Below are 20,932 nucleotides of genomic sequence, written 5' to 3'. Positions count from 1 at the left end.
CCGAGTACACGTAGCCGGCGTGAGGTGCAAGCAGTCCCACAATCTCGCCATCCACTTGCGCGTCCAGAGCTTGTTCGTACCACTTCTCAATGGTGGCACGCAGGGCTGCCGGATTGTCTGCATACCACGCACCTGCCACCGCAGGAGGACGAATCTGCGCCATAGAAAGAGTAGGCAAAAAGGCACAGACAAGGGCTCCACAGAGTAGGAACACTCCAGTCATACGGCGCGCAAAAACTGTTTCGCTCACTGTCCACTCCTCCGAATTCCCTTTGTCAAGCGGCATCCAAAAAGCGCAGCGCGTCTCACCAGAAAAGTGCCCCCGATCCGGGGTCTGGAGGATAGCGCTCTCCGCGTGGGCGGCGCAAGCATCCCTGTTCGACCCGGAATAACTTCTCCTTCCCTCCTCGGCGCGCATAGTAGGTTACTGCTGAGCCGCCTCCTCCTCGTGCCCCGGTCGCGGGACTGCTCCCCTTGCCTCAGATCCGGCAGAGAAATGCTATTGGCCCACGAAATCGAGGCCCCTTACGGCTGCACCCAGCCCTGAGCATCCGGCTTGCCTCTGGAGCTTCCACGCTGCCCTCCAGGCAGCCGAGCGTCCTTGGCGGCACTCGACACACGATAGCGCGATCAGCGCTACTTCACCAGCAGAAGCTTCTTCTCCGCCTTGAATTGACCAGCTTCCAGGCAGTACAGGTAGACACCGCTCGGGAGCTGCGAAGCCTCAAGCCGCGCCTCATGCACCCCTGCCCCGACCCAGCCCTCGGCCAGCACCCTCACCTCCCTGCCCAAAGCGTCACGCAGGGTCAATCTCACACAAGAAGCGCTCGGTACCTGGTACCTGATGACGGTCTGGCAATTGAACGGGTTCGGATAGTTCTGGGCAAGGTCATATTCCTGAAGGCCTCGGCCAGCAACTTCCTCCACCGAGGTGCCCATCTCCGACAAAGGCCGCTTCCAGACGCCGGCATTGGTCGCCGCATAGAGGGTCGACGGGTCTTGGGGCTCCATCGCGAGGGCATAGACCCGGCCTGCGAGGAGCCCAGTGTTGACTGCGCTCCAGGACATACCGCCGTCGGTGCTTTGGAACACACCTGGGCCGTAGGTGCCGGCGTAGACTATGGTGGTCGTCTCTGGGTGGATCGCCAGGGTCCCAACCCACGCATAGGTCAGGCCATTATTGACTGCGTGCCAGGAGGAACCCCCATTCGTGCTCTTGAACACACCGCCACCATATGTCCCCACATAGAGCGTGTTCGGGTCCTGGGGGTCTATCGCTAGACAGCGTACGTTGAGATCCCCGAGGCCAGTATTGATCGCACTCCAGGATGAGCCGGCGTTCACGCTCTTGAATAACCCACCGCCAGTGCCTGCATACAAGGTAGTGGGCGTCTGAGGATCAACCTCCAAGGCGTAGACGTGGAGTTCTGTCAGACCGGCGTTGGCCGCGCTCCAGTTAGCGCCCCCATTCGCGCTCTTGAACACGCCGCCTCCAAATGTTCCGGCATACACGTTGTTTGGATCTTGCGGGTCTATTGCAAGGGCCTGAACGTGCGAGGTAGTCAGGCCACTGCCAAGTGGGCTCCAGTTGCCGCCGCCGTTCGCACTCTTGAATACGCCCTCAGAAGTCCCAGCATAGAGGGTATTCAGATTCTGTGGGTCGATCGCCAGGGTGGTCACGGAGGGGGAGGTGAGGCCATTATTGGCCGCATGCCAGGACGCCCCCCCGTCGATGCTCTTGAAAACACCGCTCCACGGTGCGCCAGCATAAAGAGTAGTCGGGCTCTGCGGGTGAATCACCAGGTCTGAAACCTCGATACTAGGCAAGCCGGTGTTGAGCGCACCCCAGGAGGCACCCCCACTGGTGCTCTTGAAGATCCCGGCGCCGAATGTCCCGGCATAGAGGGTGCCCGCGCTGTTCGGGTCTATTGCTAAGGCCCACACCCAGCCATGGTACATGCCGGCATTGGCCGGGCTCCAGGACGAGCCGCCGTTCACGCTTTTGAATAAGCCGCCGCCGGAGGTTCCGGCATAGAGGACGGTCGGCGAGTGTGGGTGAATCGCAAGGGTCTGAATCGTCAAGTTGGTAAGCCCGTTGTTGGCCGCGTTCCAGGAGGAACCCCCGTTGGTGCTCTTGAACACACCGCCACCCCATGTCCCGGCATAGAGGGTCGTCGGGGACTGCGGATTAATCGCTAGGGCATGTACAGTAGTGTTGCTCAAGCCAGTGTTCACCACGCTCCAGTGGGCACCGCCATCCGTGCTCTTGAACACCCCACCACTGGTCCCGGCATAGAGGGTCGTCGGCGTCTGAGGATCGATCGCGAGAGCAAGAACGTACTTTTCAGTCAAGCCAGTGTTGACCGCGTTCCAATTGCCGCCGCCGTCGGTGCTCTTGAACACCCCACCGCCCCATGTCCCGGCATAGAGAGTGGCCGGAGTCTGCGGGACAATCGCCAGGGCGACAACATCGAGACTGGTTAGCCCGTTGTAGACCTCACTCCAGTGCGCGCCGTCGTCCGTGCTCTTATACACGCCCTGGCCGTATGTGCCGGCGTAAACGGTGGTCGAATCCTGCGGGTTGATCACCACGGCACACACGTCCTTGGACAGCACCCTCTCCCAGGAGGACCCGCCGTTGGTGCTTTTGAACAACCCGCCCCCTATGCTGCTTAGCTCCCAGCACCCTAACTCCTCGGTCAAGCAGCCATATGTGCTTGTTATCGGCACCCGCGTCCACACCGCAGCGTAGACGGTATTTGAGTTTTGCCGGTTGACAGCTATAGCGAAGACAAACCCGCCCTCAGGGCCCGTGCTTATCCAACCTTCCATGGGCGCAGACAGTGAATGTCCACTCCCGGCCGCAAACATGGTGAGAAGGTAAGGAACCCAGACCTTTTGAAATAGATTGTTCGATAACATGACGGCCCCTCCTTCTTTTGCAATCTACTCTCCATGCCGGGACACGCCCGACAAAACCCTCCTTTTTTGCTTGTGCCCCAATTCATAAAGGATTGTTTCGCCCCCTCCCCGATGAGTTCATTCGGGACTCACCATCACTCGGCAGATCCTGCCATGGGGACAGGCCCCTTTTACCCTGCCCCATCCCCCGCGGGAACTGCGGCGGCCAATTGCGCCTCCCTCTGCCCTTTCCACCGTAAGCCCAGGGACGGTCAACATCACCCCTTGTCGCAAAGCCAACCAGCTCTAGGTGCCCACCCCGGCTCTTTCCCCAGGTCCGGCTTCGGCTGACCACCAACTTCCGCTCATCAGTTGCGCCGTGCGTACCGTAGCCGCCAGGAATCGGTGGGACTGTCACCTAATGCCAGAGAGTATCCGAATTCCCCAACCGGTCGCCCGTCGCCCACCGGCTACTCCCACACTCCGGCAATGACGCCACCACAGTGCCCGCAGCGACCGTTGCGGAGATTGTTTTCGCGAATGGTGTACCCCACGCGGCCGATCACCACCTTGCCGCACTGCGGGCAGAAGGTGTTCTCCCCCTCCTCCCCTGGCACGTTCCCTACGTAGACGAAGTACAGCCCCTCTTTGAGACCGATCTCGCGAGCCCTCCGCAGAGTGTTCACCGGTGTGGGCGGCAGGTTGCGCAGCCGGTATTCGGGGTGAAAGCGCGTAAAGTGTACAGGGGTTTCTTTGCCCAGATCGCTGGCCACCCACTGGCACATCTCGCGAATCTCGCCCTCGTCGTCGTTCTTGGTGGGGATGACCAGGTAGACGATCTCCGTCCACTTCTTCTGCTTTTTGAGCGTCACCAGCGTGTCCATGACCGGCCTGAGGAACCCCTGGACGATTTCCGTGTAGAACTTTTGCCGAAAGGCTTTGAGGTCGATTTTGATGGCGTCCAGCACGCCGCAGAGATCGAGGAGCGGCTCAGGATTGATGAAGCCGTTGCTCACCATGACATTGCGCACATTCTGCTGCCTACCGGCCTGGGCGCAGTCCAGCACATACTCGGAAAACACTATAGGCTCGGTGTAAGTATAGGCGATGCTGGCGCAACGGTACTGACGGGCCAGGCGTGCTACTGCAGCAGGCGGCAGATCATAGCTCTGCGCCTCCTCCGGACGGGCCTGGGAAATCTCCCAGTTCTGACAGAACATGCAATCCACGTTACAGCCCACCGTGGCCAGGGAAAACGCCTGGGTGCCTGGGAGGAAGTGGAAGAACGGTTTCTTTTCGATGGGGTCGACGTTAGCGGTACACGGCCGCGAGTGAACCAGCGTGTAGTAGACTCCACCGCGATTCTCACGCACCTCGCAAAAACCCCGTTTGTCCGGTGCTACCACGCAGCGCCGGGGACAGAGCACGCACCGTATCCTCTGGTCGGGGAGTTTCTCATAGTATCGGGCCTCTATCCCCTTCGCCACAGCGGGGCTGCCTCCGCCCATCAGGAGGCTCGGGAGAGCCGGTGCAGCCATGGCGGCTGCACAGCGCTTGCAGAATGAGCGCCTGCTTAACTGCTCGCTCATGAGCTTCACCTCATGATAAATGCCTTTTTGCCTCTGAGGGGGGGCGCTGGGCACTCGACTGCAAAGCTCTACTCGCCGCACCCCGTTTTGTCGCGTTGCGAACCACAGTCCTGAGTTACTCGTATGGGCGAACCCTGAACGATTCTGTGTTCCCGTCTACGCCGGACTCCGCAGGCGGCCTGAAGAGTTCCCCTTCAGTCCCAGTGGAAACCAACGCGCGGCGTGAGCAGAGAAGCTCTCGGCGGAGGTGTCGTCGGTCAGTTACAGGGGGCACGCACATTCAAGGAGTGTGTCTGTCGCTGCTCATCCCGCCACAAACAACGCCGATCCGCGCGGCGGATGGTGTGAGTCATAGAGGATGCTCGGCCATTTCGCCCCCTGTGGGGACGCTGCGTGCCTCGGCGGTTAGGGGGCGGGAGTCAGTGGAAAAGGCGATCCATCAGCTTGCGTAAGCCCCCCGCTTCTGCCTCGGTTGTTTCTTCGGGGCTCTCCTTCGCCGCGCCGGTGGCTTCCAGAAGCTGGCGTTTGAGTTCAACGTACATGACCCGATTGTCGATGGCGATGGCAACCTGGTTGGCAAGCATCTCCAACGTGCGGATTGTCTCCATCGTGGGCACGCGCCCGTCCAACGGGTCGTCCACCACCAGGAAGCCGATGATCTTTTCGGAACGCGAAACCAGCGGCACTAACACCAGACCACACGACGGCCAGGTTCCTTCTTGCCCATTGCCAATGGCCGGCTTGTAGATGGCCTTAAGGGGCGCCAGGACCGGTTCTTCGCGGTCGATGAAGTAGGAACGATTGCGGCGGTAGCGCTCCTGCAGGAGACGGGCAACCTCTTCCAGCTCAAACGTCAGCTCGCCGATCTGAAGCTGCTTGATCTTATCCTCACAAGCTACCGCCTTGATCTCCAGGAGCTGCGTCCGCTTGCTGACCAGCGCCAACGCCACCAGGTTAAAGTCCAGCGAGAACTTGATGGACCAGACTACCTCCTTTAGCAGCTCAGACAGGCTGAGGTAAAGTTTGAAGATGTTACTGGTGGCCAGGATCTGTTTCAAGCGACGGGTTCGGCGCTCAAGGGTAGAGAAGTGCCAGAAGTTTTCGATTATCAGCGCGGCCAGCCGGCCAAAGATCTCGAGGTTATGAAACGTGTCACGCCCAGGAACAAATCCTTCCAGCGGATCGTCAAGCGAGATGTAGCCAAAGGTGCGGCGTTCGGCGTCCATGAGATTGACCAGGACCAGATCGCGGCGATGCCATTGGCCGGCCGGGCGGCGCTCCTGCGTGCGGCGCTCTTCGATCAGCGGGCCCACCCCAGCTCGGGGATCACGTAGCTCGCGATTGAAGTAAAGCACCTTCACCCGGTACTTCTTTGCGAAGACGCGATCGATGACCTCGGCCGGCACCTCCAGTGCGCGAGGTTGGTCCCCTGTGCTGCGATAGCCCACCATCGCCTGCTTGATGAATACCTTGCGCCGACGGTCCAACAGCGCCACCGTGCATCGTTTGAACCGGAACAGTTGGCACACTAACTTGGCCATCAAGTCCAGCAACAGCGACAACGGTCGTCCATAAGAAGTGGAAATAAGGGCCGCCAGCTCATCGACCATCTTGAGCTGGTCGATTCTGGGCGCCTCCTCGGGTGCGGGAGCAGGCTGCAGCGCCTGGCGGACGCGCACCCTGTAGCCAGCCACCTGACCGTCCCCCTCACGGAAAGGGGTGGCCGTCACCTCGGCGTCCACGCGCACTCCCTTTTTGCCCACCAAGGTGACCGGCAATGGCGCAGCTTCGCCAGCCACAACAGTCTCGAGCCAGCGATACAGGCGGTCCTGTTCTTGCTCCGGCAGAAGGTCCGCCAGGGTCAACTCGAGTAGCTCCTCCTCACGGTAGCCGGTTAGGCTCTCCAAAACCCTATTGGCGGAAAGGACACGCAGCTTCTGATCCACCACACAGAGGCCGGTGGGTTCCTCGGGCTGTTCCTTTGGGGGGATAGTCTGGGTTGCGCGCGTGGCTTGAGTAGGCTCCGGGGCCGGTGAAGAAGGGGGAACCTGAGAGGAAGGCGCCTCTTCTCTTGCGAAGAGCTCATCGGCCGGTGCTGCGAATGACAAGACAGGTTCAGGTGTGGTATGCCTCGGAGGCACCGAGGGCGGCGTTTCCCCCTCTGGAGGAGCAAAAAGGGGCTCCTTCGCCGCAGCAGCTGTTGGCGTGCTGACCGTGGCTGGCTCCGGCTCAGGGCGCGAAGGAACAAACGTCGGTTCTTTCCTCTGAGGGGTAGGTCGCCTTACCCCAGCTTTTTCCACTCGTTCCACGACAGGGGTCGCCTTTCGCTTGAGGGCTCTATGCCCCAATGCCTTGCGTACAGTAAATGGCAAGGTCGTGAGATAGCCCTTCGACTTCATGACATAGTCGTACGCCCCCCTGCGTAGTGCAGCAATCGCCAGGTCGTCCCGCCCGTCATCTACCAATACCACCACGGGCAGGTCCGGACGAAGTCCCACCACTTGGTCGAGGACTGAGAGGTAGTCACCATTGTCCAGGTGGGAGTCCAAGAGGAGCAGGTCGACGCTATCGGAAGTGATCTTGTCGAGAATCGCGGAAACCGAGGTCACGCCCTCAAGCACATACTGCTCATTGTACAGCCGCAGAATGCGCTGCGCGTCACCGAGGTAGGACTGGTCCTGGTCTGCCAGGAGAATCTGTATACGCTCCATGAGCCCTCAACCACGTCACCCGCGTTCACCAGCTATGGCCTACTGGTCTTAATTAATAAAAAATTATCTAAAAGTCAAGCGATAAATCGCCTTACAAGAAAATGCGGGATGACCCCCATTGTCCCTTTTATGAAATCCTCAAGATGATCATCTAGAATCACAAGTGGTGAGTCGAGTACTTAAGAGAAATTCTACTCCCACTGTCCTCGTGTATTTTCGCCCGTGTCTCGAGCCCCCTATGTCTTTTCTTTCTCTTAAAGTTAAAATAGAACGCATACGCGGCGGACCTTCCACGTCCCTGTAATCTTTTGTGTCGCAGAATTCGTCCTCCATCAGCCTATCAAAAGCCTCCCGATTACTTCGCCACGTAAAGGCCCCCGGCGCTATCCGCCGGTCCCTGACACCAAAGCCATTGGCAACCTGCTTAGACGCACGCTCACCTGCCTTTCGCACACACCCTATGAACTCTAACCCATTGTCTGTCTGCATTATTACCTCTCTCATGTCGACCCCATAGTGCTCGCATGAAGAAACCAAGTGCCGGGCAAGCAGAGTCGCACGGGCACCGTCCGCCGTCCTCACGTATGCATACCAGCATACACCACTCCGTACAGATGCGACGCTCGCAATGCCTCCTCAATCTCCCGGCCCCCACGCCGGATGGCTCTTCCGTAGCTCTATGACCTTTTCTTCCATCCTTTTTGAGGTCTTATGAGGAATATGCCTTGGGGGTTTTGCTCCGGCCCTCAAGCCCCCGAATCCATTGCTCTCTGAGCCGCCTCAACTATTTCGGCACCGTATTCCTGGTAAAGCACCATACTGGCGAGGCCCATGGGATATTGCTTCCTCTGCGGCACGCTCGACCATTGCCAACCGCAGGTCAAGTATGCTCCGGATGCCTCTCATCACGTCGTAACCAGATCGCCTTTCCCTCCATTCTTGCAGAGGCTATGCTACAAACTTTTGAAAACCTCCACACTAATTGACCCTACATCTTCCACCAATTCTTCGCTCATGGATCGTAGCCCTCTACGCAATCCCCGGTACACCATCTAGGCTCCGTCTGACGAATAGGTCATACCTCGAGGAGGGGTACTGATTGCCAGTTGGGCACCAAAGGCGAACAGACGCTCAGACATGTGCCGAACTCTTGGCACGACCACACGAGGCTGAACGCCACTCATTTTTTCCCCTTGCTTATTTCCATTTTCTCTATAACTTTATTGGCACGTTAGGTGTAGATGCGGTGGGCCCCAGCGGGACGGGCCAATTGTGACGGGACACAAGGAGAGAGACGATGAAGGTGCTGGTGATAAACAGTGGCAGTTCGTCGATCAAGTTTCAACTTTTCGACATGGTGAAGGAAGATGTGCTGGCTAAAGGGATCGTGGAGCGCATAGGTTCCAGCGAGGCCAGCCTCACTTACCAACCGAAGGGCTCTCATAAGATCGTGGAGACCCGCGAGGTCCTTAACCACGACGCTGCTATCAGCTTGGTGTTGGCGACACTCATGCACCCGCAGCACGGGGTGATCAAGGACAAGTCAGAAATCGCAGGCATTGGTCACCGGCTGGTCCACGGCGGCGAGGAGTTCACCGGGTCGGTGCTGATCACGGAAGAGGTAAAGGCTGGCGTGCGCCGCTGCATCCAATTTGCCCCTTTGCACAACCCCGCCAATCTCAAAGGCGTTGAGGCGTGTGAGCAACTCCTGAAGGGTATCCCCCAAGTGGGGGTGTTCGACACCGCGTTCCACCATACCATCCCCCAGGTCGCGTACATGTATGGTCTGCCCTATGCGCTATACAAGAAGCTGGGGATCCGTCGCTATGGGTTCCATGGCACTTCCCACATGTACGTGGCACATCAGGCGGCACAGGTGCTGGGCAAGCCAATCGAAAAGCTGAAGCTCATCACCTGCCACCTGGGCAACGGCAGCAGCATTACGGCTGTGTTGCATGGCAAGTCAGTCGATACCAGCATGGGCTTTACCCCGCTAGAGGGGTTGGTCATGGGTACTCGCTGCGGCGACATCGACCCCGCGCTGGTCTCGTACATCATGGAGCGCGAGAAGCTGGACACTCGCCAAATTGACAACCTCATGAACAAGAGCAGCGGCATGTTGGGTCTGACCGAGACCACCAATGACATGCGCGAGATAGAGGCTGAGGCTGCGCGCGGCAGCGAGCGTCACCGATTGGCTCTGGAAATCTTTTGCTATCGCGTGCGCAAGTACATTGGCGCCTACATCGCGGTATTGGGCGGCGTAGATGCCATCGTCTTTACCGGAGGCATCGGGGAGAATTCTTCCTATGTGCGGCGCACGGCCCTCGCCAATCTCCATGCCCTGGGCATTGACATCGACGAGGACAAAAACGCGCAGAATGCCGTGGAGATCAGCAAGGGTAAGGTGAAGGTTCTGGTGATCAAGACGAACGAGGAGTTGGCCATTGCCCGTGACACCAAGCGCATTCTCGAGTCCCTGGCTGCGGAGGTAGAAAGGCCTGTTGCGGAGGAGGTTCTGCAGAAGGAACTGGCTGCCTTCACGCCGGACGACCGCGCCGAGCTGGTGCTGCTGTGGTCAGAGAATCCACGGCTGCCGTTGTACGAGCTTACGGCCAAATTAAACAAGCGCATCGGCAAACATATCAGCATGCACGTGGTGAAGCACGAACTGCAACGACTCGGACTCGACCGCGTGTCCGAACAGAAATTGGAAGCGTTGGCTTCGAGGAGCAAGTGATGCGAGAGCTGGACAATGAGAAAGCCGGGTGGGTGGTCGCTTTGAGCTGGCTGACCGCCCTGGAAGAGACGGCACGGGATTTCCACGGCACGCGCCCCCGCACCTTCTGCGAACGTGCCTATGAGCATGCAGTAGACAATTACCTTTCCACCTTAGAGAACGACTATGGCTTTGTCGTGCCCAAGAGCGACTCCATCAAGTCGGCTCTTGACAATTACATCCAGATCGGCGTGCGGGCCAAGCTCTTTCGGGACGCCAGTCAGCTGGAGCTCAAAGAGGTGAATCCCAATCGGGTGGAGGTCACCGTGCACCTCTGCCCGTATGTGAAAAGCTGCAAGGAGCTGCTCGCCAGTGGAGCTACGCTGCGCGATTTGACCTGTGCCAGGATCGGGGCGTTTCGCGCCGCGGTCAAGTACCTGGCAAATATCGACTGCAGCTACAGTGTGACCGCCTTTGACGTTGAGGACACATGCCATGGTGTCATCGAACGGAAGTAGCCACGATCCTCAAGGCACCACGGCTGAAATGTCGGTGTCTGCTTTGATCCACCAGGCGACCTCTGGAGGGGATTGGCGCGAACGGCGCGAGGCAATCATCGCCCTTGGGTACTGCAAGGCCCCTTCGGTGGAACAGCCAGCTGTAGTGAAAAGCCTCATCGCCCAGTTGCGCGACCCTCTGCCTGAGATTCAGCAGGCCGCAGTGATTTCCCTTGGTCGACTGGGCGCCAGCGAGGCGATCGAGGAGTTGAGCAAGCCGCGGATCGTCAATTCGCTGGACATGCGCGTGCGCTGGGCGGCGGTGTCGGTGCTCAGCGCGCTGGGCGACCACCGCGTGATCGAGACGCTCATTGCAGCAGCCGACGACGAAGAGTGGCTCGTGCGCAACGAAGCCCTGACCGGCTTGCAAAGAAAGGTCGCGGACATTGTTGCCTCGGGCGACGAGCAATTGGGGCGCATTCTGCTGCGCATGCTGGCGCTGGAGGAACAGCCGGTAGTGGACCTGGCGATCTCCGGACTGGTGCAGATGGCACCGCAGAGCCTCCAGATGGTGATCGAGAGCATGGGCAACCCGAATGTGCGCGTGCGCCAGCACGTGGCACGCGTCTTGGGGGAGATGCGCACTCCGGAGGCGGTGGGGGCTTTGGTTCAGGCGCTGGGCGATGAGGAGGCTACTGTCCGCGCTGCCGCCGTGCGCGCCCTGGCGGAGATCGGCGACCCGCGGGCGATCGATCCACTAGTGGCCGCCGTGCGCGATACCGACGAGAATGTCCAGCGGGCTGCCAGCGAGGCCTTGGTGCGCTTCGGCTCGCTAGCGACCCACGCTCTGCTGCGCGCCCTGGACTATGAGCGGAACAAGACCCCGCTGCGCTTCCTCATTCTCACGTTGGGCAAGATCCGGGACCAGGCCGCGCTGCCGTACCTCGTCAAACACTTGTCCAGCAGCTACTTTGCCGTACGGGGCGCAGCCATCGCGGCACTCAAACCATATGGGGCGGCCGTGGTACCCCATCTGCTCAAGATCCTCGCCGTCAACGAGAGCGATGTCACGGATCTGCTGGCTGCTGCCGCAGATGGCACCAATCCGACAGCGCAGGTACGCGCCATCAACGCCCTGGGCAGTTTGGAAGAGCACAGGGCCGTGCCTTTGCTGAAGCAGCTCGTGGCCGGAGACAACCAGGAGGTGGCTGAGGCGGCCCAGGAGGCGCTGGTCAAGATCGGTTGCGCCGCCTGGGGCCGATGTGGGGCACTCACCTTGCTGGGTGAGGTGGGCGATAGCTCCCTGATCCCCCACATGGAAAAGAGCCTGAAGGACGATTCGGCTAATGTCCGCCTCGAGGCGGTGCGGGCGCTGGGCAAATTCGCCAACCAGGAGGTGGTGGCGCTTCTGGCTCAGACCGCCCGGGAAGACCACGATCCCTACATCCGCGCCGAGGCTCTCCGCACCATCCGGTGGACAAGCATCCAGTCTAGCGCGGCGGTGGACGCGGCCCTGGCTGCTCTTGGCGACCCAGACTGGCTTGTCTGTACCCAGGCAGCCCGCCTGCTGGGGAACATGCGCGAAGAACGCGCCATTGCCCCGCTGATTAACGCCCTGCGGCATCCAAACTGGACCGTGCGCCAAAGTGCCGAGGACGCCCTGCGGAACTTTGGCACCAAGGCTGTGCCGGCGCTCATTGATGCGCTGGAAAGCGACGACTGGGTGGTGCGCCTGCGTGCCGCACGGGCGCTGGGTGAAATCGGTGACCAGCAGGCCGTCCCGGCACTCTCCAAGGCGGTGAACCGCAAAGACGAACATCCTCGCGCCAAAGCCATCCAACAAGAAGCGTTGAACAAGCTGAGCGCCGCTCGCTCGTAACTCAAGGGTGCGGGTTCAGGGAGTGAGATACTCAATATCCTCGAACCCGTGCCCTTGTTCATCCGTAATGCGGAGATAGAAACCCCACTCGCCCACGCGCTGTGTGCTTTTCAGCAGGAGCACATTGCGGCCTGCGCGCAGCTGGACCGGTACCACCCGCCCGTCCAGGCTTGCCCGTTCCGAACCGTTGTGATACCACACCTGCTCACCATTGAGCCACACCCGCAGGCCGGTGCGGTAGCCAAATCGGAGCTGAGCCTGGCGCCTCGTAGGCACGCGGAATTCCAGGCGCAGATAGGCGACCCCCATGAGGCCTCGCCCCAAGAGCGACCACAAGTCCACAAAGCCGTCCGCCAGGTCATCACCCGCCGAACGCCAACGCATGATCTGACCCTTGTGGCGCACGGTAGCGGGAAAAGAGGTTGCCCGCTCACGGATGAATCCGCGATTGAAGCCATCCAGATTGTCAAACGGACCGAGCACCAGGTAATGCTCCTCGCCTGGAAATCCCAACGCACGCAGAATCGCCTCTGCCTTTTGCTCCTCGCCTGCGCGGCGGTGGACCAGCGCTGCACTCAACCATGCCGCCAGCTCGTAGCTCCGATTGTCGCTCCGCGCCGCAAACTCCGCATAGCCCTGGGTCCACTGCAAAAGGTCGTCGTGGGGCGCAGGAGACCGCAGGAGCGCTCGCCCGTAGGCGGTCCAGTAAAGTGCGCCGAGGTCCGGCGCGTAGGCCATCATCCGCGGGTCAAATTGGCTACTCCGCGCTATCATTTCCCGCACATAGCCGAGGTAGATCATGGCAGGCTGCACTGCCGCTAGCGATACGGACGGCCCGCTTTCCGGAGACATCAGCGCGTGCTGGGCCAGTAACTGGGCGAACTCACGAGCATGGACATCAAAACGCAGGGCGAATACCAGGGACGACAAGAAAAGGTTGGGGTTAGCCATGACCATTGGGAAATTCGCCGCTATTCTGCCAAACCATTCGTCATCATACTCCCGCATGGAGGTGCTATCCACCTCCAGCACGCGTACCATGTAGGGGTACGCAACCGAAAGCGAGTCCCAAGCCCGCACCGAGTCCAAGTGGGCCAAGGCCTCCGCCTTCCTCCCCTGGAGGGCGCAAACGGCAGCGCTGAGCACGTAGACGTCGGCTCGTGTCTCTGGGACGGGAGCCTGAGACTTCAATTCTTCTACAGCTGCCAAGACCCGGTCATAGTAGCCCATCTCCAGATTGGCTATTGCAATATGCCTGGTGCTGTGGTAGAATTTTGGGTTAACCTGGAGGGCCTTGCGGAACATCTGCAGAGCTTTCTTGTTCTTGCCCATCATCAAGTAAATCTCACCTATGCTGTCTAAAGGATTGGGCTCGTCCGGTGCAAGCTCGGCGTATCGCTTCAGCGCCGAGGCCGCCTCCTCATACCTCCCACGGGCGGCATACGCGTATGCCAGCGTGTTGTAGGCGAGCTTGAACTGGGGGTCGATCTCGATGACTCTCTTCAGTTCATCGATTGCGCGGTCGTACCACCCCATCCCATAGCTCCACGATCCGAGCTGAAAATGTAACATTTTGTCGTAAGGGTCTTCCGGCACGGCGCGTTCCAGGAGGTTGAACGCCTCGGCAACATTGCCGCTGAGCATGTGATAAAGGGCAAGGAGAGTGGTGCGCTCCTTTTCCGAGGCCCTGTCGGCATGCCGCACCCCCGTTGCCAAGGCCTGCAGCGCGGCTTGATGCTGCCCCAGTGCACCGAACGAGTACGCGAGCTGGAGATATGCAGAGGTGAAGGCCGAATCCAGAGCCACCGCCTTCTGGTATTCCGCCACCGCTTCCTGGAAGTAGAGTTTGTTCTGCTGCTCGAATCCAGCGATGTAGTGGCGGTAGGCGGCAACAGAACTCGTCGTCACCTCGGTGACGGCCAGGGCGCGCTCCCTCGCGTCGCGGAGTGAAAGCTGCAAGCCGTCTTTGACCTTGCGAGTGAGCTCGTCCACCATGGTGAAGACGCGTTCCAGACCCGCACCGGAAACCGAATCGCTCCTGAGAAGCTCACCACGTTGTGCATCGTAGAGCTTGGCCTCGATGCGCAGCGAATCACCGCGTTTCTGCAGGGTACCGGTGAGCCAAGCCTCGGCCTTTGCTTCTCGTGCAACCATGGCGGCTACCCGCACGTCGGCAGTGGCATAGGTCTCCTTACCGAGACGCCGCAAGATATTGACTAACCCTTCGTGGCTCACAACCGTGAGCTGGTGGGACTGCGATAGGTCGGCAATGAGCATGTCGGTGATGCCGGTGCGCAGCCATTCCAGGTCGCGGTCACCAGTGAGGTTGTCAAAGTAGGTGACGACGATGGTCTTGCGCTCGCCCGTAGCCAGCTGCAAGGTCGCCTCGGTGCGGCGTCGCACCTCTGGCTGTGCGGTCCCAGAGGGCTCGGCCAACTTGATCTTGCGTTGCCGCGGCTCCTTGCTACACCCTGCCAGTATGCAAACACCTACCGCCAGCAATGCCGCATTCGCTAACCACAGTCGTCGCACCTTTTTCCTCCTTCTTCCGAGTACTATTTCCGCGCATCTCGATAGCCACACGGCCGTCAAGCATTTGTTGCCACCTCACACGGCGCCAGAGCAGCCGGCCCAATTTCGTAGAGGTTCAATGAGGGTAATGAGCCTTGCGACAAAAGAATGCATTGTGCCGCGCTCTGGAAGCGAGTTGCCGCACGACCGCCCCATGAACCTCGAAGGTCGACGCTCTCCGTGGGCGTTCCGTCCAGCCCAGAGGGCAGTTTGGCAAGGGTCGGGACTGCCGATGCTTGCCCTGAGAACATCGGCGGGTAGCCTTTCCGGTGAGTCCTCAACCGTTTGTTTTTCAGCTGGCCCTGGGCGAGGTTCCCTTGCCATTGTCTATGCAATCTGCCGCCGCACAACGACGAGGGTTACGTCGTCGTGGAGGGGTGTTCGCCCGGTGAACATGCGCAGCCGCCGCAGTATCTGCTTGCGGAGGCTCTCCGCACTCACCACCGTTCTCTCTGAAACCATTGAGATGAGCGCTTGCTCGCCAAACTCTTCTCTGCGCTGGTTCATTGCCTCGGTGATGCCATCGGTGTAAAAAACGAGCGTGTCGCCTGGGGCGATGGTGCTCACGCACTCGTGAATGTGCGCGTCAAAAAGGGCGGAATCCGCCAACCCCACGGCGATGCCCGGCGGCAGGAGGGCCTCCACAACGCCCGCCGCACGACGGAGCAACACGCTTGAATGGCCGGCACGAGCCAGGCGCAGTCTGCCGCTGCCCAGGTCAATCACCCCATAGGCCACGGTAGCAAACACCCGCGGGTCCAGGCGCTGCCGAAGCTTGCGGTTGAGCTGGCAAAGGAGTTCCGCCGGGGACTGGTAGTCGGTGCTGAGAGCTACCATGATCCCCTTGATTTCGGCCATGTAGAAAGCGGCAGAGGTCCCCTTGCCGGTCACATCAGCGATGACGACCCCCAGCTTCTCCGGACCCACTTCAAGATAGTCGAAGTAGTCCCCTCCCACGGCAGCTGCTGGCAGGCAGATACCATCGATATCCCAGCCGGGCAGGTGCGGGTTACCCTGGGGCAGGAGCTTCCGTTGGACGTCCCGCGCAATCTCTAACTCGCGCCGCAACTTCTCCTGTTCGGTTAGGCGCACGTGGAGCAAGGCGTTATCGATGGCCAGGGCCGCTTGCGTACCGAGGGTGACCAGAAATGTCTGGTCGCGGTCAGAGTAACTCTGGCGGTCACTCGGTGCGGACAAGGCCAACACCCCCACCAGCTCATCGCGTGCCCACAGTGGCACCACCAGCGCGCACGGCTCCGGCCGCAAGGAGCGAGCCACAGCCCGAAGGAGTCGTGCGGTCTGACCTTCACCGCGGAAAGGGTACGGAAGTGGTTCTTTCCGTGCAAGCAATGGAGCTGCAGAGGTGAGGTCCAGGCAAGGACTGGAACGCCCCACCTCCCCGCGGGCCGAGTCCCAAACCGCCCGAAATCGCCCACCCTCCTCACCCTCTTGCACAAAGAGCACGGCCCGTCGCGCAGCTATGCCTCGCTGAATGCTCTCGATTGCCAACTGGGCTACTCGTCGCAGTTCAAACGTGAAGCCCAGCTCCCGGGTCAACCCCTCAATGGCAGCCTTTTCCCGAAGACCCACGACCATGGCATTGAATGTGCGCGCCAGCTCACCGATTTCGTCAGATGAGCGCACGCGCACATCGCTGGTGAGGTCGCCTGCAGAGATGCGCTGCATCGCCCTGGCAAGCCGGTGCAGGGGGGTAACTATCCGATAGCTCATGATCGCCGAGGTCACCACGCCCAGTGCGGTGAACACTGCCAACAGGAGAAAGTTGGTCAGCCGCTTGCGACGGAAGGCGTCGTTCAGCTCCACGAGGGAAAAGCCGACCTCCACTGTGCCATAGGAGCGCTCGGCGTCGCGAATCTGCACCGGCACGCTGCCCAAATCCGCGCGACTCTCCTCGGCCACCGCCCCTTGGGACAGGAGCCGCACCACCTGGCGCTCCTCATCGCTGGTCAACAGCTCGCGCCTACCCAAGTCCAGCCACTCCCGGTTCAGTGCGTAGGCCGTGAGCGAGTCGCGCTCGTCAAAGATGGCGATGTACACGAGGTCGCGGCTGAAATCGGCGCGAATGAGATTGTCGATGTAGTTCTGATAGACGTACCACCCTTCAGTCTCTGCCAAGCGAATGGAGGCAATCTGCTTGGCCAAGCGCTCGATGCGCCCTTCCACTTCCCGCCGCTCCGCCTTCAGCTCGCGATAGCTGAAAAAATAGCTCACCGAGGCCATGATGGCCACCACTAGCACCACCACCGCCAGGGTCATTTTCACCCAGAGGCTCTGCAGACGCTTCATCCCTAGTCCTTCACGGCGACGAGGGCGATTTCCAGGGCTGCCCCCTTGGGCAGGCGCGCCACCTGCATGGCGCACCGCGCCGGCGGGTCATGGGGAAAGTATTCGGCATACACCTGATTGATGCGGGGGTAATTGGCGATGTCATCCATGTACACAGTGGCGCTCACCACGTCGCCAAAGTCCATGCCTGCCGCTTTGAGCACCGCGCCGAGATTATCGAGCACTCGCCGGGTCTGCTCCTCGATCGTGCCGGCCACCAACTCGCCGGTAGCAGGGTCAATGGGAATCTGCCCGGCGGTGAAGAGCATCTTGCCCACCTTGATCGCCTGACTATACGGCCCAATTGCCGCCGGCGCGCCTGAGGTGGCAATCACCTGGCGTCCCTGCTGTTCACACCCCGCAATCAGACACCCCGTGATCACAGTAGCGATGACATACGCACGCACGGCCTACTCCTCCTCTGAGTTCAAATGCGCTGTGCGAGGGGCACTCGCCTCGGTGCGAGTCTTAGCCCTCACCCTTTCAAACCGACGCAAAAACTCCTCCACGCTGGAAAACCGGGGATGCACGATCTCATCGACGACCTCACCCGCATGCAATAACGGAGCCAATCGGTGCCCAGCTCTAATCCTCCTGTTAAGGCTCGTGGCAAAGTTGCGCAGCCGGACGTAGTGCCAAAAGCCAATCCGGCTGTCGCTCAACGGATACACCGACTCATTGCACAGCAGCGGGTCCACCTCTGGCGGTAGCAGGCCCCACTCCACTGCGCGCTGGTATTCGCGGGTTCCGGCAATGGGAGAAAAGCAGGCCAGGTGCACACTCGCCCCAAGACCTGCTACAAAAAGGATGCTTTCCACCACCTCCCGCACATCCTGGCCAGGCAATCCCATGAGCAGATAGACACCCACACGCTGCCGCTGGAAACCTGCATGCTCCAAATAATGCAGGGCGCGTGCTAGGTCCTCCGCGGTGACCTTGGACCCCATGTCATGCTGTCGTTCTCGGCTGATGGTCTCGAAGCTGAGACGCAGCGTAGAGAAACCAGCACGGTGGAGCAGGACTGCAAGATCTGCGTCAATGGCCCGCGGCGGCACGCCATTGGGCGTGTGAAACTGCACTTTCAACCCACGGCACACGATGAGTTCAAGGATAGGCTTGATGTGCTCATCAGCGCGGAAAAGCAGCGCATCGTCGTAGAAAGCCACGTGGCGGACGCCCCGCTTGACCCAATAAGCAATCTCCTCTACTACCGCCCCCGGAGCCCGCTGTGCCGGCCCGCCGGTGAGCAGACTGGACGCACAAAAGGTGCACCGGTAGGGACAGCCGCGCGAGGTCAACAAGGCCACCGCCTCCAAACGCGGGTAAAGCTCGTAGGCGGGGAAAGGTATCTCATCAAGCGTTTCATAGCGCGGCTCCGGCAGAGACCAGCCACACACCCGATTGACTACCCTGACCACCTGGTTTTCCGCCGGGCCCTCCACCAACGCATCGGGCGCCAAGGTCTGACGGGCGTGATCCGGGCACAACGTGGCGTAGATACCGCCCACCACGACTGGGACACCAGGGAAAGCCTCTCGCAGTCTGCCTACCGTCTCCATGGCCCCGGTGTACCAATACGTCATGCCGGTGGTGACAAGAATGGCATCAGGACGAGCACAGGCGCGGAGCAAGCGGTCGAAGACCTCTACCGGCATCCCGTATCGGCTGAACCGGCGCGGCACGTGCCGGAGCGCTGACGGTTTAGGGATCGCCTGGCGGAAAAACTTGCCCGTACCATCCTCACGAGCCCCCAGCAAGCCAACCTTCGCCACCACGTCGGGATGGAGGCGATCAAGACAGTCGATCAGGTGAACCTGACACCCTGCGGCCCGGAGGACTGCACCTACGTAGAGCAAGCCCAGTGGCCTCGCCCACAAGTCATAGGCCGCAAAGTCGTGCACCCAGGGGTTGACCAGCAAAATGCGAGGAGGCCGCCCCATCTTCGCTCAATCCATTCTGGGCATACGATTGATCTTGGCGTGGGTGTTCCACACCGTGCCCACTCACTTGGACACACATTTGCCCTGCACACAGCCGGTCTGGGTCGTGAGACGGTACAGGTATAGGCCAGCAGGGAGAGAGGACCGCCACTGCACCCGGTGCCAGCCGGACGTAACGAGCTCGTCGACCAGTACTTCCACCGTTTGCCCGCAGAGGTTGAAAATGTCCAATCGCACGTGGCCTGGCATCGGCACGAAGTACTCAAAAGTGGCAGTACCTGCGAAGGGATTGGGGAAGCTATGCGCTATCAGATGAGTCCGCGGAATGTGCCTCCCTGGCTCAACAGGACTCACCGCCCGCTGGTTAGCCAAGTCGTATTGGTCACCGCTTGCCAGGAAGTGGAGCCTGGCGCCCACAATGCCCGGCACATTGGTGCCTGGGGACACGCCTGCATGCGTAGCGATTGAAATATCCAACACGTACGCCAGGCCTTCGACCGTCATGATACCCTCAGCGGACAGGGTACACACGCTGTTGTCGGCAAGAAAAAGCCCTGTGCACCGAGGGTTCGTGGCAACGCCCCACTCGCCACCTACGAGACGATTTGGCGCATAGGCGCGGCTAGTCCACAGGTGCGGCATGATCACCGTCTGGGGTACAAGTCCACGGCCTGGCACCTGAAGAAGTCGGCCATAGAAAGCATTATTCTCGCCGGTGGTCAGGTTGCTGATTACCACTTGGCCCAGCTCCGCGGTGCTATCGGCCGCCCCGTAAAGGACCAGGGGCACAAAGGTCCCCCTCGTGTAAGGCTCGGACAGTGCGCGCAGGTAGGGACCAGGTTCACGCAGGGTGCGTGTGGCCAGGTCGTAGACGGCGCCATCCACCAGTTGGTCAAAGCGGATGTCGGTGAACGTCACCGGGCGGCCTGGCCGGCACACGATGCGCGAATCATGTCCCGCATGAAGAAAGGTCACCGAACCGAGGCCGTAAACAATCGCCGTCATGTCAGGATTGACGCACAAGGCGGTCTTCTCATCGACACCGATGGCCAGCAGATCCGTCTGCCCATGGTCCTGAATGCGCCGGGCCAACATGGGCACCAGCCTCCCAAGGCGCGCACGAGTCTGGAAGTGGGAATCGGTCAGCACGTTCGGAAGAATGTCCAGAAAGTCATCGGTAAAGTGCAGACGAGAGTAGTAGGGGTCATAAGCCGCGTATTCGGGGTATGCCGTGCCGTAAGCAGCGTCGAAGACTACCTCGCCCAGCACCGCGAGTCCGGCGCTGGTCCCTCCGATGACCCCGCCACGGGCAAAGACCTCTTCGATGGCGCGTTCCACCAGAGTGCCCTTCCAGGTGGACACGTAGTCCCATTGGTCACCGCCTTCTATGAAAATGCCCGAGGCCGAGGCAAGCTCACGATAGACTGCCGAGTCGTTAGCCTGGGCGCGCGTGGCGATCTGGAGCGGGTGACTGGTGGCTGCAGCCCCCCACGACCTGAACGTTGCTGCGTAGCTGGCCGCCGTTTCGTCCACATCGATATTGATGATTTTGCCCGAATCGGCCTGCTGCACAAACCAGCGGAACACAGGGTATGCCCAGGAACCTCGATCGTCGCCGCCACCCATAAGCAGGAGAGCCCCCTGTCCCGCAGCCGGCCCCACGCGAAACACAAGCCCTAGCCACGCGGACAGGCCTAAAAAGAGGCCTTGCACCGCTCTATTCGAAAAGGAATTCATGCCGAATGATCCAAGTCCACTGCTTAGCTCACTGCCCTCGCC

General features: G+C 60.3%; 11 protein-coding genes and 1 pseudogene. 3 read left to right on the top strand and 9 right to left on the bottom strand.

Annotated elements, in window-relative coordinates; genetic code table 11:
• From amrB to ONB25_02435, 4 genes are all read right to left on the bottom strand, one after another.
• Positions 1-250, bottom strand: a 250-nt coding sequence (amrB, locus tag ONB25_02450) for an AmmeMemoRadiSam system protein B (protein ID MDZ7391746.1), incomplete at its 3' end; no start/stop codon positions are given.
• A 386-nt stretch (positions 251-636) separates the two neighbouring features.
• Positions 637-2,922 carry a T9SS type A sorting domain-containing protein gene (locus tag ONB25_02445; GenBank protein ID MDZ7391745.1) on the bottom strand — a complete coding sequence of 762 codons (2,286 nt, stop codon included), beginning with the start codon at positions 2,920-2,922 and terminating at the stop codon, positions 637-639.
• Positions 2,923-3,371: 449 nt separating this feature from the next.
• On the bottom strand, positions 3,372-4,490 hold the full coding sequence (gene amrS, locus ONB25_02440) for an AmmeMemoRadiSam system radical SAM enzyme (protein MDZ7391744.1): 1,119 nt from the start codon (positions 4,488-4,490) through the stop codon (positions 3,372-3,374).
• Between the two features lie 419 nt (positions 4,491-4,909).
• Positions 4,910-7,201, bottom strand: a complete 2,292-nt coding sequence (locus ONB25_02435) for a PAS domain-containing protein (GenBank protein ID MDZ7391743.1) — start codon at positions 7,199-7,201, stop codon at positions 4,910-4,912.
• A gap of 1,297 nt (positions 7,202-8,498) precedes the next feature.
• Between ONB25_02435 and ONB25_02430 the strand changes: the two are divergent.
• The 3 genes and pseudogenes from ONB25_02430 to ONB25_02420 all read left to right on the top strand — a co-directional run bounded on the left by ONB25_02430 (position 8,499) and on the right by ONB25_02420 (position 12,296).
• A pseudogene (locus ONB25_02430) lies at positions 8,499-9,683 on the top strand (acetate kinase).
• A 257-nt stretch (positions 9,684-9,940) separates the two neighbouring features.
• The gene (locus tag ONB25_02425; GenBank protein ID MDZ7391742.1) at positions 9,941-10,438 is read left to right on the top strand and encodes a hypothetical protein; all 498 of its coding nucleotides are present in this window, start codon (positions 9,941-9,943) and stop codon (positions 10,436-10,438) included.
• A 34-nt stretch (positions 10,439-10,472) separates the two neighbouring features.
• Positions 10,473-12,296 (top strand): HEAT repeat domain-containing protein, encoded by a 1,824-nt coding sequence (locus ONB25_02420; protein ID MDZ7391741.1) that lies wholly within the window; start codon positions 10,473-10,475, stop codon positions 12,294-12,296.
• Positions 12,297-12,311: 15 nt separating this feature from the next.
• On the opposite strand, the gene ONB25_02415 is transcribed toward ONB25_02420, so the two are convergent.
• The 5 genes from ONB25_02415 to ONB25_02395 all read right to left on the bottom strand — a co-directional run bounded on the left by ONB25_02415 (position 12,312) and on the right by ONB25_02395 (position 20,890).
• Positions 12,312-14,828, bottom strand: coding sequence for a tetratricopeptide repeat protein (locus ONB25_02415; GenBank protein MDZ7391740.1), 2,517 nt, complete (start codon positions 14,826-14,828; stop codon positions 12,312-12,314).
• A 366-nt stretch (positions 14,829-15,194) separates the two neighbouring features.
• On the bottom strand, positions 15,195-17,174 hold the full coding sequence (locus ONB25_02410; GenBank protein MDZ7391739.1) for a SpoIIE family protein phosphatase: 1,980 nt from the start codon (positions 17,172-17,174) through the stop codon (positions 15,195-15,197).
• A gap of 2 nt (positions 17,175-17,176) precedes the next feature.
• Positions 17,177-17,578, bottom strand: coding sequence for a RidA family protein (locus ONB25_02405; GenBank protein MDZ7391738.1), 402 nt, complete (start codon positions 17,576-17,578; stop codon positions 17,177-17,179).
• A gap of 45 nt (positions 17,579-17,623) precedes the next feature.
• On the bottom strand, positions 17,624-19,153 hold the full coding sequence (locus tag ONB25_02400; GenBank protein ID MDZ7391737.1) for a radical SAM protein: 1,530 nt from the start codon (positions 19,151-19,153) through the stop codon (positions 17,624-17,626).
• A gap of 63 nt (positions 19,154-19,216) precedes the next feature.
• Positions 19,217-20,890: a Type 1 glutamine amidotransferase-like domain-containing protein gene (locus tag ONB25_02395; GenBank protein MDZ7391736.1), complete on the bottom strand. Its 1,674-nt coding sequence runs from the start codon at positions 20,888-20,890 to the stop codon at positions 19,217-19,219.
• Positions 20,891-20,932 lie beyond the last annotated feature (42 nt).

Source organism: candidate division KSB1 bacterium (genome assembly GCA_034506335.1).
Taxonomy (GTDB): domain Bacteria; phylum Zhuqueibacterota; class Zhuqueibacteria; order JANLFK01; family Oleimicrobiaceae; genus Oleimicrobium.
The sequence above is the reverse complement of the archived record's forward strand: the minus strand, read 5'-3'. Positions and strand labels throughout refer to the sequence as shown.

What these genes read in the sequence shown, in the direction of transcription:
- ONB25_02445 (MDZ7391745.1), bottom strand. Translation starts at nt 2,922, where the DNA reads ATGTTATCGAACAATCTATTTCAAAAGGTCTGGGTTCCTTACCTTCTC.
- amrS (MDZ7391744.1), bottom strand. Translation starts at nt 4,490, where the DNA reads ATGAGCGAGCAGTTAAGCAGGCGCTCATTCTGCAAGCGCTGTGCAGCC.
- ONB25_02435 (MDZ7391743.1), bottom strand. Translation starts at nt 7,201, where the DNA reads ATGGAGCGTATACAGATTCTCCTGGCAGACCAGGACCAGTCCTACCTC.
- ONB25_02425 (MDZ7391742.1), top strand. Translation starts at nt 9,941, where the DNA reads ATGCGAGAGCTGGACAATGAGAAAGCCGGGTGGGTGGTCGCTTTGAGC.
- ONB25_02410 (MDZ7391739.1), bottom strand. Translation starts at nt 17,174, where the DNA reads ATGAAGCGTCTGCAGAGCCTCTGGGTGAAAATGACCCTGGCGGTGGTG.
- ONB25_02400 (MDZ7391737.1), bottom strand. Translation starts at nt 19,153, where the DNA reads ATGGGGCGGCCTCCTCGCATTTTGCTGGTCAACCCCTGGGTGCACGAC.
- ONB25_02395 (MDZ7391736.1), bottom strand. Translation starts at nt 20,890, where the DNA reads ATGAATTCCTTTTCGAATAGAGCGGTGCAAGGCCTCTTTTTAGGCCTG.